Origin of the sequence: Bradyrhizobium sp. LjRoot220, from assembly GCF_964252915.1 — a bacterium.
GTDB lineage: Bacteria > Pseudomonadota > Alphaproteobacteria > Rhizobiales > Xanthobacteraceae > Bradyrhizobium.
In genome coordinates, this window is sequence record NZ_CAXUPS020000008.1 from 24004 (window position 1) to 39694 (window position 15691).

20 protein-coding genes are annotated in these 15691 nt (G+C 63.3%); 7 read left to right on the forward strand and 13 right to left on the reverse strand.

The window, feature by feature from the left end; genetic code table 11:
- Positions 1-372: 372 nt before the first annotated feature.
- The 10 genes from ACSQ84_RS27705 to soxC form a co-directional block, all read right to left on the reverse strand.
- The gene (locus ACSQ84_RS27705) at positions 373-1413 is read right to left on the reverse strand and encodes an MBL fold metallo-hydrolase (protein WP_436214906.1); all 1041 of its coding nucleotides are present in this window, start codon (positions 1411-1413) and stop codon (positions 373-375) included.
- A gap of 115 nt (positions 1414-1528) precedes the next feature.
- Entirely contained in the window at positions 1529-1990 is a 462-nt protein-coding gene (locus ACSQ84_RS27710) for a DsrE family protein (protein WP_436214907.1), read from the reverse strand.
- The gene (gene soxB, locus ACSQ84_RS27715; protein ID WP_436214908.1) at positions 1987-3729 is read right to left on the reverse strand and encodes a thiosulfohydrolase SoxB; all 1743 of its coding nucleotides are present in this window, start codon (positions 3727-3729) and stop codon (positions 1987-1989) included. Before soxB ends, ACSQ84_RS27710 begins: the two co-directional genes overlap by 4 nt.
- An 85-nt stretch (positions 3730-3814) precedes the next feature.
- Positions 3815-4123, reverse strand: a complete 309-nt coding sequence (locus tag ACSQ84_RS27720; protein ID WP_436214909.1) for a hypothetical protein — start codon at positions 4121-4123, stop codon at positions 3815-3817.
- Complete coding sequence (soxA, locus tag ACSQ84_RS27725) at positions 4120-4986, reverse strand: sulfur oxidation c-type cytochrome SoxA (RefSeq protein ID WP_436214910.1); 867 nt, start codon at positions 4984-4986, stop codon at positions 4120-4122. Before soxA ends, ACSQ84_RS27720 begins: the two co-directional genes overlap by 4 nt.
- Positions 4983-5294, reverse strand: coding sequence for a thiosulfate oxidation carrier complex protein SoxZ (gene soxZ / locus ACSQ84_RS27730; protein WP_436214911.1), 312 nt, complete (start codon positions 5292-5294; stop codon positions 4983-4985). Before soxZ ends, soxA begins: the two co-directional genes overlap by 4 nt.
- 15 nt (positions 5295-5309) lie before the next feature.
- A complete protein-coding gene (gene soxY, locus ACSQ84_RS27735) occupies positions 5310-5804 on the reverse strand; it encodes a thiosulfate oxidation carrier protein SoxY (RefSeq protein WP_436214912.1) in 495 nt (164 codons plus the stop codon).
- 25 nt (positions 5805-5829) lie between these two features.
- A complete protein-coding gene (gene soxX, locus ACSQ84_RS27740) occupies positions 5830-6153 on the reverse strand; it encodes a sulfur oxidation c-type cytochrome SoxX (protein ID WP_436215147.1) in 324 nt (107 codons plus the stop codon).
- A gap of 130 nt (positions 6154-6283) precedes the next feature.
- Complete coding sequence (locus tag ACSQ84_RS27745) at positions 6284-6916, reverse strand: c-type cytochrome (RefSeq protein WP_436214913.1); 633 nt, start codon at positions 6914-6916, stop codon at positions 6284-6286.
- Between the two features lie 25 nt (positions 6917-6941).
- Positions 6942-8222 (reverse strand): sulfite dehydrogenase, encoded by a 1281-nt coding sequence (gene soxC, locus ACSQ84_RS27750; protein ID WP_436215148.1) that lies wholly within the window; start codon positions 8220-8222, stop codon positions 6942-6944.
- A gap of 180 nt (positions 8223-8402) precedes the next feature.
- Between soxC and ACSQ84_RS27755 the strand changes: the two genes are divergently transcribed.
- The 5 genes from ACSQ84_RS27755 (at position 8403) to ACSQ84_RS27775 (ending at position 12650) form a co-directional block, all read left to right on the forward strand.
- Positions 8403-8768, forward strand: a complete 366-nt coding sequence (locus ACSQ84_RS27755; RefSeq protein ID WP_436214914.1) for an ArsR/SmtB family transcription factor — start codon at positions 8403-8405, stop codon at positions 8766-8768.
- Positions 8769-8777: 9 nt separating this feature from the next.
- On the forward strand, positions 8778-9473 hold the full coding sequence (locus tag ACSQ84_RS27760) for a DUF938 domain-containing protein (RefSeq protein ID WP_436214915.1): 696 nt from the start codon (positions 8778-8780) through the stop codon (positions 9471-9473).
- A 112-nt stretch (positions 9474-9585) separates the two neighbouring features.
- Positions 9586-10830, forward strand: a complete 1245-nt coding sequence (locus tag ACSQ84_RS27765; protein WP_436214916.1) for an MFS transporter — start codon at positions 9586-9588, stop codon at positions 10828-10830.
- A gap of 25 nt (positions 10831-10855) precedes the next feature.
- A complete protein-coding gene (locus tag ACSQ84_RS27770; RefSeq protein WP_436214917.1) occupies positions 10856-11215 on the forward strand; it encodes a nuclear transport factor 2 family protein in 360 nt (119 codons plus the stop codon).
- A gap of 208 nt (positions 11216-11423) precedes the next feature.
- Complete coding sequence (locus ACSQ84_RS27775) at positions 11424-12650, forward strand: MFS transporter (protein WP_436214918.1); 1227 nt, start codon at positions 11424-11426, stop codon at positions 12648-12650.
- Here ACSQ84_RS27775 and ACSQ84_RS27780 read toward each other — a convergent pair.
- Positions 12628-13083 carry a helix-turn-helix domain-containing protein gene (locus ACSQ84_RS27780; protein ID WP_436214919.1) on the reverse strand — a complete coding sequence of 152 codons (456 nt, stop codon included), beginning with the start codon at positions 13081-13083 and terminating at the stop codon, positions 12628-12630. The two genes, ACSQ84_RS27775 and ACSQ84_RS27780, sit on opposite strands and share 23 nt — an antisense overlap.
- Before the next feature lie 76 nt (positions 13084-13159).
- On the opposite strand from ACSQ84_RS27780, the gene ACSQ84_RS27785 reads away from it, so the two are divergent.
- A complete protein-coding gene (locus ACSQ84_RS27785; protein WP_436214920.1) occupies positions 13160-14023 on the forward strand; it encodes a class I SAM-dependent methyltransferase in 864 nt (287 codons plus the stop codon).
- Entirely contained in the window at positions 14016-14513 is a 498-nt protein-coding gene (locus ACSQ84_RS27790; RefSeq protein ID WP_436214921.1) for a DUF2938 domain-containing protein, read from the forward strand. The genes ACSQ84_RS27785 and ACSQ84_RS27790 overlap by 8 nt, the downstream gene beginning before the upstream one ends.
- Here ACSQ84_RS27790 and ACSQ84_RS27795 read toward each other — a convergent pair.
- A complete protein-coding gene (locus ACSQ84_RS27795) occupies positions 14510-15004 on the reverse strand; it encodes a VOC family protein (RefSeq protein WP_436214922.1) in 495 nt (164 codons plus the stop codon). The two genes, ACSQ84_RS27790 and ACSQ84_RS27795, sit on opposite strands and share 4 nt — an antisense overlap.
- Positions 15005-15096: 92 nt before the next feature.
- Entirely contained in the window at positions 15097-15642 is a 546-nt protein-coding gene (locus ACSQ84_RS27800) for a carboxymuconolactone decarboxylase family protein (RefSeq protein ID WP_436214923.1), read from the reverse strand.
- Positions 15643-15691: the final 49 nt, after the last annotated feature.

Below are 15691 nucleotides of genomic sequence, written 5' to 3' on the forward strand. Positions count from 1 at the left end.
CCCATACTCCGCGGCCGATTTTGTTGAAAAAGAAAGACAACGACCAGCGCGTCAAACCAATGTCCGCTGGTGGTTATGGGTCCCTGCGTTCGCAGGGACGACAGCAATAGAGAATCGTAGGGTGGCCAAAGCCAACGGGTCGCGCGAATGCGCGCCCGATGACAGGCTCCGCGTGCCTACCATTCAGTGGAATGCGGATAGATGGTGGGCACGGCGCAAGCGCGCCTTTGCCCACCCTACATTCTTCCGTCGTCCCTGCGGAACGCAGGGACCGATAGCCACCGATGTTTGTTGTTAGAAGGCATCTACTCGCGGAGCTTAAATCGATAGGCCGCGGCGTATGGGTCCCTGCGTTCGCAGGGACGACACCTTTTACCCCATCACCACCGGGCCGCCGGCTTTCTTCCAGGCGTCGATGCCGCCTTCGATGTGGGCGGTGTTGGCTAGGCCCGCGTTCTTGGCGGCGGTGACCGCCATCGCTGAGCGCTCGCCGAAGGCGCAGAAAAATACCACACGGCGTCCGGTTGCGGCGGCGACTTCGCGCAGCATGCCGCCCGGCGCTAAGCTTTCGGCGATGCCGGGATACGGCGCATGCAGCGCGCCCGAGAGTGTGCCGTGCTTGGCCCGTTCGCTAGCCTCGCGCAGATCGACCAGCAGGATGTCGGGCTTGCCGATGCTGTCGATCGCGGCGCGCGCGGACAGCGCGAGGCCCTGCTTGGCCAGATCATCCTGGTGCAGGCCGACATGCATGTTGGCCGGCAGCACCACGTCCATCAGTTTTGGATTCGGCAGCTTGAGATTGTTCATCAGCTCGACATATTCATCGACGCCGCGGACCTGCAGACGCGGGTTGTAGCGTCGTTCCTCACCGATGGTGGAAACCGTGTCGCCCTTGTAGTCGTGGGCGGGGAAGACCATGGTCTCGTCGGGCAGTTTCATGAGCCGGTTGAAGATCGAATCATATTGCGCCCGCGCGCTGCCGTTCTGGAAATCGGTGCGGCCGGTGCCGCGGATCAAAAGCGTGTCGCCGGTGAAGACGCGGTCGCCCATCAGATAGCTGTAGGAATCATCGGTGTGGCCGGGCGTGTACATGACGTCGAGACTCAAACCCTCGATCATCACCTTGTCGCCGTCGGAGACCCGCATCGACACCACGTCGGCCTTGCTCTGTTCGCCCATGATGGTGATGCACTGGGTGCGGTCGCGCAGTTCGCCGAGGCAGGTGACGTGGTCGGCGTGCAGATGGGTGTCGACCGCCTTGACCAGCCGCAGGTCCAGTTCGCGCAGCAGCTGGCAATAGCGATCAGCCTTCTCCAGCACGGGATCGAGGATCAGCGCCTCGCCGCCGGCGCGGCTGGCCAGCAGATAGCTGTAGGTGCCCGAAACGCTGTCGAAGAGCTGACGAAAGATCATGATCGCTGCCGCGTTCTCTATTGGAGTCTCGCGGAGGATATTATTCTATTCTGGCCGCCTTCTCAAACGTCTTTCGTCTCGGCTGGGCGGCCTTGTCGAGGTAGTTTTTGCTCCCTCAAGGCCGCACCAGCGTATACCCGTTCTCAGTCAGGAACAGAATTTGCGCGACGCCGACCTGGACCGGCGTGGCGGCCGCGATGAATTCCGGGCGTTTGCCGCTGTCGCGCTCGAGTGTGTCGACGGTGTTGATGCAGATATCGAACCGCGCGCCCTGGGCGACCAGGCTCTCGACCATCTTGCGGTTGAGATTTTCCGGGCGCAGCAACTCGATGCCGGGGCCGAACGCCACGATCTCGATCGCGACCTTGTCGGGGTCGTAGTGCTTCATCAGGTTGCTGGCGACGCTGAGCACGAGGCCCTGCTTGCGCGCATCATTGTCGGAGAGCTGCAGCACGATCTTGTGCTCGGCGAACGGCTTGTCCTGCAACGGTGCCTGTTGCGCACGCGCGCCCGGCGCGGCGGCCGCGATCAGCAACGCCGCGGTCATGACGCGCAGGATGGTGGAAAGGCCTGTCATACCTGTTTCGAAATGCCTGGATTGCCTTCAACGCCCTTCAGCGTCACGCCCGGGGCCGATCGGTTGGACGGTTTGCCTGACTTCAGGTGTTTTGCCACCACCTCCCAGACCGGCGCGCCGGTCTGTTCGTTGACGGAGGCCCATCCCGCCACCTTGTAGCTTTTGGCGGCTTGCAGCGGGCTGCCATTGTCGAGCGTCAATTCGGAGATCCGCTTGCCGACGGACTCGGCGGGCGTACAGGCATAGGCGAGGCCGCCGAGGCGGACCATGTCGCCGCCCTGCTGGTAGTAGGGATCGGTATTGAACAGGTTGTCGCAGACGTCTTCCAGCACGTCCTTGATCTGGACGCCGGTCATGGTCACGACGTAGGTCTCGGGATAGCTGACCGCGGTCTGCGCCAGCAAATCTTCCATCGTCAGTGGCTGGCCGGCCAGCGTCGTGGTGCCCCAGCGGAAACCCGGCGACAGCGCGATCTCGGCATCGAGTTCGCCGCGCAGCGCGTCGCAGATCAAATGATCCATGCTGCCGCTGAAATTGCCGCGGCGATAGAGCAGGCGATCGGCGGACGCGATCTTGTCGCCCCAGTCGCCCGCATGCGGCGCGCGGGTCTTGTCGATCAGCGCCTGCATCGCCGGATCCGGCTTCAGCAATTCGGAGAACACCGGCAACAGCCGGTAGCGCACGTTCGCGACCTTGCCCTTGCCGATGTCGAGATCGAGCACGGCCAGGAACTTGCCGTTCGAGCCGGCATTGGTGACCAGCGTGACGCCGCCCGGATTGGTCACGGCAATCGGCTGCGGCACCGCGTCGTGGGTGTGGCCGCCCAGAATAACGTCGATGCCGGTGACGCGGCTGGCGAGCTTGAGATCGACGTCCATGCCGTTATGCGACAGCAACACCACCGCGTCGACCTTGTCGGTATCGCGCAGGCGATCGACCAGCTTCTGCAGCTCTTCGTCGCGAATGCCGAATTTCCAGTCCGGCGTGAAGCGCTTGGGATGCGCGATCGGCACGTAGGGAAAGGCCTGTCCGATCACGGCGACCCGGCGGCTGCCGATCTCCTTGATCGTGCATGGCTTGAAGACACGGCCTGAGGCCGGATCGAACGCCTTGGCGTCGTTGAAGGCGGCTTCCTCGGTCAGAAAGACGTTCTGCGCCAGGAACTCGCCCTTGAAGCGCTCCAGATTGCTGCGCAGCGCCTTCTCGCCGTAGGTGAATTCCCAATGGCCGGTCATCGCGTCGATGCCGAGCAGGTTCGAGGCGGCGACCATGTCGGCGCCCTGCATGACGTTAGCAAGTCCCGTGCCCTGCCAGAGATCGCCGCCGTCGAGCAGCAGCGAGCGGCCTGCGCCGACATCGCTGCGCAGGCGATCGACCAGCGTCTTCAGATGCGCGAAGCCGCCGAGCTTGCCGAACCGCTGCGCGGCTTTCTCGAACTCGATGCAGGTGAAGGCATAGGCGTCGGCGCTGTCGGGACGGATGCCGAAGCGGTCGAGGAAGGCTTTGCCGACCAGATGCGGCGGGTTGCCCTGCATCGCGCCGACGCCGAGATTAACGCTGGGCTCGCGGAAGAACACCGGCCTCAGCTGCGCATGCGTGTCCGTCATGTGCAGGATCCGCGCGTTGCCGAAGCGTTCGAGATCGTAGACGCTGTCGGCGCCGCGCGCGCGGCGGGGCAGGCTGCCCGAAAGGGCAGCCGCGCCTGCCAGCGTCAGAAACTCCCGGCGGCGGATCGTCATGCTAATCTCCGCGCATCGCAAAACGCGCTGTTCTATTCGAGCATGATCTTGTCGGAAAACCGGCTTCCACTTGTCCGGATCATGCTCAGCGAATTTCCAGATCCCGCCAGCGTTCCTTTTCGCTGGTGGCCTGGAAGATCGAAGCTTTCGCCAGCGCTTCCGCTTCCCTGGCGGCTGCGGTGGCCTTGTCGAAATCGCCGGTCTCCGCCGATTTCTTGGCCGCGGCCAGCGTCGAGGCCGTCGTGGTCCATTGATTGCGCAGGGACGCCGCCTGCTTGTTGGCGGCTTCGGCGGCGGCGTAGGCGGCCTTGTAGTCGTCTTCGCCTGCGGCGAGCGCCGATGTCGCGCCCGTCAGCAGCAATGCCGCGATCGATGTGAGTGTCGTGATCCTCATGGCCGCGCTCCCGGACCCGAAATCGGCAATCCGTTGCTGACATAGGACAGGTAGTATTCGACGTTGCGGTATTCATCGTCCTGCGGGGTCAGCGGCACGCCGCGGATCTGGCTGTTGCAGGTGGTGAAGCGCCGGCTCGTCGTGCCCATGCCGCTCCATTCGGAACGATAGATCGGCATCGCGTTGAGGATGCCGAGCGCCGGGGCCAGCACTTCGGTGCGGACCTTTTCGCCCGGGCTCTGCACATGGCAGGTGGCGCAGGAGAAATTGAGCTGGCCGCGCCTGGTGTAGAAATATTCCTTGCCGTTTTCATAAGCCGCCAGCGCGCGCGGATCGTTCGGAACCTTGATGGCGAACGGCTTGCCGCGGGAGGTGAAGGCCATGTAGGCGGTCAGCGCCGCCATCTCGTCGCCGCGCACATAGGAGATCGGCGGCTCGCCATTGGCTTCGCGGCAGCGGTTCAGCGCTAGCTCCAGCGTGATGACCTTGCCTTCCTTCTCGTCGAAATAGGGATAGTCCTGGCGAACGCCGATGCCCTTGTTGGGGAAGCAGTCGCCATAAGTCTTGCCGTTCTTGAACGGCTTGGAAAACAACTCCTTACCCAGTTCGAGCGAGAACTCGTAGGGCGGGAACTGCTCCTTCTCCTGCCATTGCTTGTACAGGTCCGCGTCCATCGAATAGGGACCGTTGACGAAATCCTCCGGCTTCAATTTGGGGAATTTGTCGTAGAAGAATTTCTTGAATGCCTTTTCGTCGGCGACCGGATCGACCTTGTCGGCGGAGACCGCAGGCGGGGCTGATAACGCCAGCACGGCCAGCGCGAACGCCGCCGCCGCAAACTGGATCGCGTATCCCTGCTTCATTGAATCTTCGCCGTGGTGGTGTCGCTGCCGCCCTTGTTGTCGGTCCAGCTCACTTTCAGCTCGTCGCCCTTCTTGCCGCCCTTGAAGGCGAATTTGACATAGGGGTCCTTGGAGACGCCGCCGCCCCAATCGGCTGTGAATACCGGCTTGCCGGCATATTCGAAGGTCAATTGCTGGATGAAATGCGGCGGAATGAGTTCGCCCTTGGAGTCCTTGATGAAGCCGGAATCCATCGGGTGCTGGATCAGCGCCTGCACTTCGGTGGTCTCGCCGGATGATGTGGCGCGCACGCGAATGGTCGATGCCATGGTGATGTTCCCTAATTAACCGCCGCAACCGCCGACGGTGACTTTGACTTCCTTGGTGGCGCTGTAGAGCTTGCCGCCGGCTTCGACGACGACGATCACATTGCTGGTCTTCGCCATCTTGATGCGGTTGGCAACACCAGGCATCGTGCCGGCTGGAATCTTGTAGGACGCCACCAGCGCCACCGGGTTCTCGGCCACCAGGAACGAGATCGAGGTCACATCCGGCAGCGTCGTGGTAACCGATACCGGCACCACCGCGCCATTTTCCGCGATCTCGGGCGCGTCCATCTTTACCTTGTCGGAAGCCTCCGCCGTCTTGCCGTAGAGCGACTTGATCGCGTCGGCTTCGTTCTTTTGCTTGAACGCCTCTTCCGGATATTTGTCGTTGGCGGCAGCGAATGCCGGCGCAAGACCAAAGGGAAGATTGCCGAGGCCGACCAGCGCCACGGCGCCCGCGCCTTGCAGGATCAGGCGGCGCGCGGCCAAGAATCCATTGTCAGTATTTGTCATCCGAAAGTCTCCTGAAAAGGCGCCGTCACAAGGTTTGCAGAAAATCCACGACCGCGCTGATTTCCTTGTCGGTCAAAATCCGGTTTCGTCCGAACGGAGGCATCACCGTCAGCGGATTGCGCTTGGTTTCGTCGTAGATAATGGCGACGAGTTCGTCGCGATTGGGGTATTTGCTTTTGATGTCGACCAGTTCGGGGCCGAGCGTGCCCGGATACTGGCCGCCTTTGATGGCGTGGCAGGTCAGGCAATTGCCCTTGCCGCGGTCGAACGCCAGTTTCTGGCCTTCCGCCGTCGCGGACTGGGCAGCAGCAGGACCCGCGGCCGCGCCGATCGACAGCGCCAGCACCATCGCCGGGATCAGGCCGGTTTTCCTCGAAGAAATGTTGGTCAAGGACGTTTCCCGTAATTCAATTCGGTTGCCAATCTTATTTCGCTTGCCGATTCTACGCGGCTTGCCAGTTCTACTTAGCCTGCCAATCTTACTTAGCTTGCATCGTGTCGAGTGGTCCGGTCGTGCGCGGCGTCAGGTTCTTGCCTTCCGCCGAAGACACGATTTTAACGCCGGCGGGGTCAACGCATGCGCTCATGCACGGTTTCGCCGCCGTATCGGGCCTGGGATCGGTCCAGAGAAAATTGTCGCGATTGGGCATTTTGACTTTCGGCAGACTTTCCCGATCGGCGACGAATTCACTGGGAACGAGGTCATTCAAGTTCAGAATATAGGCGGTCAAAGCATAAACGTCATCGGCTGACAATGTGTGCGGTGCGGCCATCGGCATGGCGCGGTTAATGTAGTCCCACAGGGTCGGCGCGAACGGCCAGTAGCTGCCCACTGTCAGCTCCGGCCGGTCATCCCTCAGCGATCCGGCGCCGCCGGCGAGTTTGGGAAACCGGCCTTCGCCCTCGCCGAAAGTTCCATGGCAGGCCGCGCACTGCTCGGCATAGACCTCCGCGCCCCGGTGCACGCCGCCGCGGCCCGCGGGCAGGCCCACGCCATCCTCGCCCCGCGCATCGATATCCCACCCCGAGATCTGCTCGGCCGTCGCCCGCTCGCCATAGCCGTAATAGCCGGGCTCGGCGGCGCAGGCGATGCTGCCGGCCACGACTACCATGCCGGCGCAGAGCAGCGCGAGGCGCCTAGCCGAGCTGGACATCGAACACGCTCCCGTCGCCCTTCACCTGCCAGGTCTGGATCGAATTGTTGTGGTAGACCGAATTGGTTCCGCGCTGTTTGCGCAGTTGCGCGATGGTCGGCTGCACATAGCCGGTCTCGTCAATGACGCGGGATTCCAGCAGCGCCGGCCCGCCGTCCCAGCGCCAGGGTATCGTGAATTTCGTCAGCGCCTTCGACAGCACCGGCTCATGCAGCCGCGCGCTCTGCCAGTTGACGCCGCCGTCGGTCGAGACGTCGACGCGCCTGACCTTGCCGTTGCCGGTCCACGCCAATCCCCTGATTTCATAGAGGCCGGGGCGATCCAGCGGCTTTTCCGGGCAGGGGAAGGTGATGACGGATTTGGCGTCGATCAGCCAGGTGAAGCCGCGCGAGGTGCCGTCTGGCATCAGGTCGGTATATTTCGAGGTCTCTTCGCGCGAATGCCAGGGTTTGTCGCCGAGCTTGATCCGGCGCAGCCATTTGATGCTGACATTGCCTTCCCAGCCCGGCACCACCAGCCGCAGCGGATAGCCTTGTTCCGGCCGCAGCGCCTCGCCGTTCTGCGCGTAAACCACGAGGCAATCATCGAGGCACTTGTCGAGCGGCAGGCTGCGGTTCATGTGCGCGCCGTCGGCGCCCTCGACCATCACCCACTTGGCTTCCTTCTTGATGCCGACCTCTTCCAGCAGCGTGGAGAGCCGCACCCCGGTCCACTCCGCGCAGGAGATCATGCCGTGATTGAACTGCAGCGAGTTCAACTGCGCGGCGCGCCATTCCATGCCGCCATTGGCCGGGCATTCGATGAAATGGATCCGCGTGACCTGCGGAAAACGCACAATGTCCTTCATGGAAAGAAGCAGCGGACGCTCGACCAGGCCATGGATCATGAGTTTGTGCTGGTCCGGATCGACGTCCGGGCGCCCGGCGTGGTAGCGCTCGAAAAACAGCCCGTTCGGCGTGATGATGCCGTGCAGATCCTGCAGCGGCGAAAAGCTGATCGAGGATTCGGTGCCGGCGGTCAGCCACGGCACGTTGCGCCGGATGACGCCGGCCTCGGTGTCGGCGGGCCGGCCATAGGGCCGGTCGACCACGCCGGGCCCGATCGATTGCGACCATGGCGCGTCGGCGGGCGGGGAGGCGGGAGAGGTTTCGGCGTGGGCGTGTTTGGCGCCGAGCGCGAGGTTGCCGGTCAGCGCCGCGCCGAGGCCCAGCAGGGAACGCCGGCCAAGGTGCGTGTGGGCGCCCGTGCTCGACAGTAGAGATATGCTGCGCCAGAGATCAGGCCGCACGTTTCATTCCCCTTGCTGCCACATGGCCGCATGATTTGTTGCTTTTTTGCCGGTTTATCGGCGTTCACTAATTTAGTCAATGCTAAATAACCGTCGGCACGATAAACTGCTACATCGCGCCTTGTCGGCGCCGATTTCCGATCCGGATATGAAGCGATGAGAGCAGAAGCGGCAACGGCCAACAAGATACCCGCGGGAAACGCCGCTGAAGACGAGGCGTCACTGGACAAACTGGCGAAACAGGCCGGCGAGGCCGCGCAACTGCTCAAATTGCTCGGTCATGAAAAGCGTTTGCTGGTTCTGTGTTTTCTCGCGGTGCGTGGCGAAATGACCGTGGGTGAACTCGTCGGTGTCGCCAAGCTCAGTCAGTCGGCGCTGTCGCAGCACCTGGCCAAATTGCGCGCCGATGGCCTGGTCGAATTCCGGCGGGCCTCGCAGACGCTGCATTACCGCGTGGTCGATCAGCGCGCGCTGCGCGTCCTGCAGCTGCTCAAAGAAATCTATTGCGGGGATTTGAAGTGAGATTTCGCCGTGGCTGAGTTTGTGGTGGAGTTTGGCAAGGATGGCCGGCCGATTGAGGCCGACGGCCGGCTGGACGCGGCTGCATTCCATCGCAACCATGCGCCGATCTGGGCGGTGCTGCAGAAATTCCTCGCTGGCAAATCTGGCGACGTGCTGGAGGCCGGCAGCGGCACCGGCCAGCATGTGGTGCATTTCGCCCGTCATGCGCCCGACATCGTCTGGTGGCCGAGCGATTTCAACGACGCGCATCTGAAAAGCATCGCGGCGTGGCGCGCGCATACGGGCCTGCCGAACATCCGTCCCGAAATGCGGATCGATCTCAGCGATCCCGCATGGTCGCCTGCGATGCAGGACGGCAGCGGGCCTCGTGAATTGCTGGCGGTGTTCTGCGCCAATGTGATTCACATCGCGCCGTGGCGCGTCGCGGAAGGGTTGTTCGCGGGCGCGGCGCGTTACTTGCGCAGCGACGGGCGACTGTTTCTCTACGGCCCGTTCAAGCGCGACGGCAAGCACACGGCGATGAGCAATGCCATCTTCGACACCAGCCTGCGTGACCGCGACGCGGAATGGGGCGTGCGCGATATCGCCGATGTCGAGAGGTTGGCCGAAGGCGTCGGCCTCGCCCTGGTCGAGACCGTGCCGATGCCGGCGAACAACATGATTCTGGTGTTCGCGCGATCGACAAAGGGTGAGCCCAGCGCATAGCGCGCGCCCGTTTGCGTCGGTTGATCGCGCCGCCGCGCAACTCCATAGTGCCGCAAATCAAACAGGCCAATGAATTGCGGCTCCCGCCGGGGCCTGCCGGGCGGGAATGCCGATGCTGGATACCACTGCTACCACTGAGGTCGCCGATGACGCGCGGGCGCGCGCCAATGTGCTGCGTCTCGCGGCGGCGCAGGCGCTGACCGGCGCCAATTCAGCGGTGATTTTCGCCACCGGCTCGATCGTCGGCGCGACGCTGGCGCCCGACGTGTCGCTCGCGACGGTGCCGATCTCGATGTATGTGCTGGGCCTTGCCGCCGGCACGCTGCCGACCGGCGCGATCTCGCGCGCCTATGGCCGCCGCGTCGCCTTCATCATCGGTACCGGCTGCGGGATGCTCACCGGCGCGCTCGGCGCGGTCGCGATCCTGTATGGATCGTTCTGGCTGTTCTGTTTGGCGACGTTCTTCGGCGGACTCTACGGCGCGGTCGCGCAATCCTATCGCTTTGCCGCCGCCGACGGCGCCAGCGTCGGCTTCCGCCCCAAGGCGGTATCGTGGGTGATGGCGGGCGGTGTGTTCGCGGGCGTGCTCGGTCCGCAGCTCGTGCAATGGACCATGGATATCTGGTCGCCTTATCTGTTTGCTTTTAGTTTCTTGGCGCAAGCGGTCGTGGCGCTGGTGGCGATGGTGGTGCTGTCAGGCGTCGATGCGCCGAGGCCTGCCGCCGCCGACATGCATGGCGGCCGGCCGTTGTTTACGATCGCGCGACAGCCGCGCTTCATTGCGGCGGCGCTGTGCGGCGTGATCGCCTACCCCATGATGAATCTGGTCATGACTTCGGCGCCGCTGGCGATGAAGATGTGCGGGCTTACCGTCAGCGATTCCAATTTCGGCATTCAGTGGCACATCGTGGCGATGTACGGCCCGAGCTTCTTCACGGGCTCGCTGATCGCGCGGTTCGGCGCGCCCCGCATCGTGGCGCTGGGTCTATTGCTCGAAGCCGCGGCCGCCTTGATCGGATTATCCGGTATCACCGCGATGCATTTCTGGGCGACGCTGATCGTGCTCGGCGTCGGCTGGAACTTTGCCTTCATCGGCGCCTCCGCGCTGGTGCTGGAGACGCATCGGCCGCAGGAACGCAACAAGGTGCAGGCCTTCAACGATTTCCTGGTGTTCGGAATGATGGCGATCGGCTCGTTCTCGTCCGGCCAGTTGCTGGCGCATTACGGCTGGTCGATGGTCAACATGGTGGTGTTCCCGCCGGTGCTGCTCGGGCTGGCGGTGCTGTCGCTGGCGTCGTTTGCGCGGCGGCGGGCAAAGCTGCGCGAAGTTGACGAAATGCCCGGTCCCAGTATCTGATCTCAGTCTCAATTTGGAGGCTCCCATGCCCTCACGCGCGCGTCTTGACGAGTTCATCGCAACAGTCGTCTCCGGCGACCATGCCGGCGCCATTGAGCGCTATTACACCGAAGACGCCACCATGCAGGAGAACAGCGCCCCGCCGCGTGTCGGCCGCGACGTGCTGGTGGGGCAGGAGCGCGCCACGCTGGAGCGGGTGTCGAGTGTCGTTACGACCTGCGTGTCCTCGGTTCTCGATGGTGACCGTGTCGCGATCCACTGGATCTTCGACTTCACCTATCCGTCAGGCAAGACGATGCGGATCGACGAAGTCGCGATGCAGGAATGGCGCGGCGACAAGATTTTCCGCGAGCGCTTCTTCTACGAGCCGCCGAAAAGGGCCTGATGACAGCTGCTGACATTTCGGTCTGCGCCGAAGCTTTTTGTTTTGTGATCTGCTAACCGTCGTCATGGCCGGGCTTGTCCCGGCCATCCACGTGCTTGATGCTCCACGAAGAAGAAGACGTGGATGCCCGGGCATAGGCGAGCGGAAGCGACGCCGTCCTTCAGACGGCTGTGCCCGGGCATGACGGTGCAAGAGCAACAAAAGAAAAATGCTGAAGGGTCCCATCCACACCACCATCGACGAAACCTCGCTCCGCTATGACGGCTGGCGTATCGTCCTGGTGTGCTTCCTGCTCGCGACCTTCGGCTGGGGGCTCGGGTTCTACGGCCAGAGCGTCTATGTCGCCGAGTTGCAGCGCCTGCACGGCTGGCCGGCCTCGCTGATCTCGCTCGGCACGACGTTCTTTTATCTGTCCGGCGCGGCGCTGGTTGCCTTTGTCAGCGAGGCGATCAAGGGGTTCGGTCCGCGGAATTGCATGATCGCGGGCATCTGCACGATGGCAATCGCTGCCGTTACCATCGGACAGGTACGCGAACCCTGGCAGCTCTATCTCGCCAATGGTTTTCTCGCCTTTGGCTGGGCCGGCACCAGCCTCGGTATGATCACCAACACGCTGGGCCTCTGGTTCGACAAGAAACGGGGCATGGCAATCAGCCTGGCGCTGAACGGCGCCAGTTTTGGCGGCATCGCCGGCGTGCCGCTGCTGGTGGCGGGAATTGGCTATTTCGGCTTCCCGGGCGCAATGATCGCCGCTGCGGTCGTGATGGTCGTGCTGATGGTGCCGGTCATCCTGATCTACGTCGGACGGCCGCCGGGCCATGCGAGCGCAAACGGGGGCGCAGTCACCGAAGTGGATGCGCCATCGCCTGGTCAGATTCGCGCGCGGGCGTTTCGCGATATCGGCTTCCTCTCGGTGTCGTCCGCCTTCGCGCTGGTGCTGTTCGCGCAGGTCGGTTTCATCGTGCACCTGATCGCGTTCCTGGATTCGGTGATCGGGCGCGAGCGCGCGGCCATCGCGGTGGCGCTGTTGACCGCGATGGCGGTGGTCGGCCGTGTGCTGTTTTCGTTCGTGATCGACCAGATGAACCAGCGGCTGGCCTCGGCGCTGTCGTTCGTCAGCCAGGCCGTGGCGCTGCTGGTCGTGATCAACGTGCACAATGACTATGCGCTGATGGCGGCCTGCGCGCTGTTCGGGTTTTCGGTCGGCAATTTGATCACGCTGCCGGCGCTGATCGTGCAGCGCGAATTCGACCCGCGCTCGTTTGGCGTGCTGGTGAGCCTGATCACCGCGATCAACCAGATCACCTACGCGTTCGGCCCCGGCGTGATCGGCCTGCTGCGCGATATCTCTGGCAGCTATTCGCTGCCGTTCTATGGCTGCATCGGTCTCGAGCTGATTGCGGCGGTGCTGATCATGATTCGCGGGCGCCGCTAGCCCGCCTCTTGCTCGGCGCTTTCTTGTCCTGGCCTCCCAGCGCGCCGGATGCCGCGGCACGCAGAAGACGGCGGAAGGTTGGACACTCCATGTGGCTCGGTGCGGGGCAGGCGGCGGCATGTCGCAGGCCGTCGCGCATGGCAGCAAGTCGGCGGATCGTATCGTCGAGTTCCTTAGCCTTGGCGGTAAGCGCCCGTCGGTCGATGCGTGGTCGACCGTCCGGCGCGAACATGCGCCCGATTTCGTCGAGCGAGAAGCCGGCGACGCGCCCGAGCGCGATCAGCGCCAGCCGATCCAGGACCGGGGCGTCGAACACGCGGCGCATGCCGCGCCTTCCGATCGATTTGATCAGCCGCTTCTCCTCGTAGAAGCGCAATGTCGAGGCGGGAACTCCCGAGCGTCGGGCAACCTCGACGATGTCCATTGTCATCATTTCTCTTGACCTCAAGTCGGCTTGAACTGGCACAGTGGCTTAGCGCATCGCGCAGGCAAGTGAAAGGAAGCAACTCATGAACGTGGCGAAGAGCAATGACGAGCAACGCGCGCTGTGGAATGGCCATGCCGGCCGGGCCTGGGTCACAGCGCAGGACGTGCTCGACCGGATGTTCGAGCCGTTCGAGGAACTGCTGATCGGCGAGGTTGCCGCCGGCTCGAATCTCCGTGTGCTCGACCTCGGCTGTGGAGCGGGGCGAATCGCCCGCGCTATCGCGGGGCGGCTCGGGCCGGACGGCGTTTGCACCGGCATCGATATTTCGGATCCGTTGATCGAAGCCGCCCGCGCTCATGCCTTGCGCGAGGGCTCGCGGGCGAAATTCGTCTGCGCCGACGCGCAGGACTACGCATTCGAGCCCGAAAGCCTCGACACCATCGTGTCTCGGCTTGGCGTCATGTTCTTCGAAAATCCGGTTGCGGCCTTCGCAAACCTGCGGCGGGCTGCCAGCGACGGAGCCGCGCTTCGCTGCATTGTCTGGCGCAGCGCGGCGGAAAACCCCTTCATGACGACGGCTGAACGGGCCGCACGGCCGCTGTTGCCCAACCTGCCCGCGCGCCAGCCCAACGCGCCGGGGCAGTTCGGCTTTGCGGATCGGGATCGCGTCGACGCCATCCTCAGGCAGGCCGGTTGGGCCGGCATCGATATTTCCGCGCGCGATCTTGCCTGCGCATTTCCAGCGCAGGCCCTGGATCGCTACATCAACCTGCTTGGCCCGGTCGGCCTGGCCCTTCAGGACGCAGATGAACCAACCCGCGCGAGGGTGATAGAACGGGTGCGAGCCGGGTTCGAGCCATTTGTGCACGACAATGAGGTTCGCTTCACTGCTGCATGCTGGATGATCAGGGCGCAGGCCGTATCGACGGGTCGCGCGCATGGTTGACGCATCAGATTATCTGAAACACGCCATCCCGATCGGAATTGGAGCCACCGCGCTGATGGATGCCTGGGCCATTGCGCGGACGCGGCTGCTTGGCATTCCCGGACTCGACTACGCACTGCTTGGCCGTTGGCTCGGCCACATGATAGGCGGACGTTTTCGCCATGAGCACATTGCCAGTTCGCGCAGCGTGAGAGGCGAACGCGCGATCGGATGGGCGGCGCATTATCTGACCGGCATTGGCTTTGCGGTGGCGCTGCTCGTGCTGTGGGGCCTCGACTGGGCACATCATCCCACCATCGGTCCGGCGCTCATCGTCGGAATCGGAAGCACCGCCGCTCCCTTTCTGCTGATGCAGCCGGGCATGGGCGCCGGCATAGCTGGCAGCCGCACGTCGCGTGCAGCGGCTGTCCGAATTCAAACCATCGTCACGCATCTGATTTTCAGCGCCGGCCTGTATGTGGCCGGTCTTGTCGTCAGGCACCTGAACTAAGTCAGCCGCGGTCTCAACAGATCCTCGAGATCCAGCCGCTTCGTGAACATCGACAGCGATCCATCCGCCGCGCGCGGCCACTCTTCCTTGGGTCGGTCCCGGTACAGTTCGACGCCGTTCTCGTCGGGATCGCGCAAATACAGCGCCTCGCTGACGCCGTGGTCGCTGGCGCCGTCGAGTGCAATGCCGGCCTGCATCACGCGATGCAGCGCATCGGCCAGCGCCGGCCGCGTCGGATAGAGGATCGCGGTGTGGAACAGCCCGGTGGTGCCCGGCGGCGGCGGATGGCCGCCTTTGCTTTCCCAGGTGTTGAGCCCGATGTGATGGTGATAGCCGCCGGCCGAGATGAACGCCGCGGCCGAGCCCATCCGCTGCATGATCTCAAAGCCGAGCACGCCGCAGTAAAACCCGAGCGCGCGTTCGAGATCGGCGACCTTGAGATGGACATGCCCGATGCGTGTGCCTGCGATGATAGGTGGGTTATCGGGCATGTCGATGTCTCCGTTTGCTTTGCTAAAATTTCAAAGTAGGGAGGATCCCAGAAGCGGGTACCGGCAATTCGGAAACCATGCGTTTCCAAATCTTACGCCAGATCCGACACCTCGCCGTCAGGCAGCCCGAACTCAAACGTATTCAGCGTCATCGAGACCATGGTGTAATAGCCGCACAGGCCGATGACCTCAGTCACGCCGCGCACGCTGAGCAATTCCACCGCCGCGTCATACAGCGGCTTCGAGACGCCGTGCCCCTCATGCAGCGATTTGGCGACGTCGTAGATCATCTGGCCCTTGGGATCGTCGAAATCAGGCGTGCGGCGATCGCGGATATCATTGATGATTTTTGGATCCATGCCGCCGTTCAGCGCCAGACGCTTGTGCGCGTACCATTCGTAATGCGAGGTCCAGTGCCGTGCGGTGACGAGGATCGCGATCTCGGAAAGCTTAGCCGGAAAGATCGTGTTGAAACGAAGCTGCTCGCCGAGGCGCGTGGCATGCCTGGCCATCTGCGGGCTGTTGAGCCAGGCCATCATCGGCGCCGGTGCCGCGCCGCGCTTGCCGGCAATCGACTCGTCGTAGGTTTCCTTTTGGTCGGGGCTCATTTCGCCAGGCGAAAGCAACTTCAGCCGCATGTCGGTTTCCTCTTGTTTTTCAATCGTTGCCGTCTCTGCGATACACCCG

Coding starts and splice junctions, on each gene's coding strand:
- soxX (WP_436215147.1), bottom strand. CDS start 6,153: ATGGTGCTGGCGCTGTCGATCGGCGCGGCCGCGGGTCCTGCTGCTGCC.
- ACSQ84_RS27800 (WP_436214923.1), bottom strand. CDS start 15,642: ATGCGGCTGAAGTTGCTTTCGCCTGGCGAAATGAGCCCCGACCAAAAG.
- ACSQ84_RS27710 (WP_436214907.1), bottom strand. CDS start 1,990: ATGACAGGCCTTTCCACCATCCTGCGCGTCATGACCGCGGCGTTGCTG.
- soxB (WP_436214908.1), bottom strand. CDS start 3,729: ATGACGATCCGCCGCCGGGAGTTTCTGACGCTGGCAGGCGCGGCTGCC.
- ACSQ84_RS27790 (WP_436214921.1), top strand. CDS start 14,016: ATGGTTGACGCATCAGATTATCTGAAACACGCCATCCCGATCGGAATT.
- ACSQ84_RS27720 (WP_436214909.1), bottom strand. CDS start 4,123: ATGAGGATCACGACACTCACATCGATCGCGGCATTGCTGCTGACGGGC.
- soxA (WP_436214910.1), bottom strand. CDS start 4,986: ATGAAGCAGGGATACGCGATCCAGTTTGCGGCGGCGGCGTTCGCGCTG.
- ACSQ84_RS27765 (WP_436214916.1), top strand. CDS start 9,586: ATGCTGGATACCACTGCTACCACTGAGGTCGCCGATGACGCGCGGGCG.
- soxZ (WP_436214911.1), bottom strand. CDS start 5,294: ATGGCATCGACCATTCGCGTGCGCGCCACATCATCCGGCGAGACCACC.
- ACSQ84_RS27795 (WP_436214922.1), bottom strand. CDS start 15,004: ATGCCCGATAACCCACCTATCATCGCAGGCACACGCATCGGGCATGTC.
- ACSQ84_RS27745 (WP_436214913.1), bottom strand. CDS start 6,916: ATGGTAGTCGTGGCCGGCAGCATCGCCTGCGCCGCCGAGCCCGGCTAT.
- ACSQ84_RS27780 (WP_436214919.1), bottom strand. CDS start 13,083: ATGATGACAATGGACATCGTCGAGGTTGCCCGACGCTCGGGAGTTCCC.
- ACSQ84_RS27755 (WP_436214914.1), top strand. CDS start 8,403: ATGAGAGCAGAAGCGGCAACGGCCAACAAGATACCCGCGGGAAACGCC.
- soxY (WP_436214912.1), bottom strand. CDS start 5,804: ATGACAAATACTGACAATGGATTCTTGGCCGCGCGCCGCCTGATCCTG.
- ACSQ84_RS27785 (WP_436214920.1), top strand. CDS start 13,160: ATGAACGTGGCGAAGAGCAATGACGAGCAACGCGCGCTGTGGAATGGC.
- ACSQ84_RS27775 (WP_436214918.1), top strand. CDS start 11,424: ATGCTGAAGGGTCCCATCCACACCACCATCGACGAAACCTCGCTCCGC.
- ACSQ84_RS27705 (WP_436214906.1), bottom strand. CDS start 1,413: ATGATCTTTCGTCAGCTCTTCGACAGCGTTTCGGGCACCTACAGCTAT.
- ACSQ84_RS27770 (WP_436214917.1), top strand. CDS start 10,856: ATGCCCTCACGCGCGCGTCTTGACGAGTTCATCGCAACAGTCGTCTCC.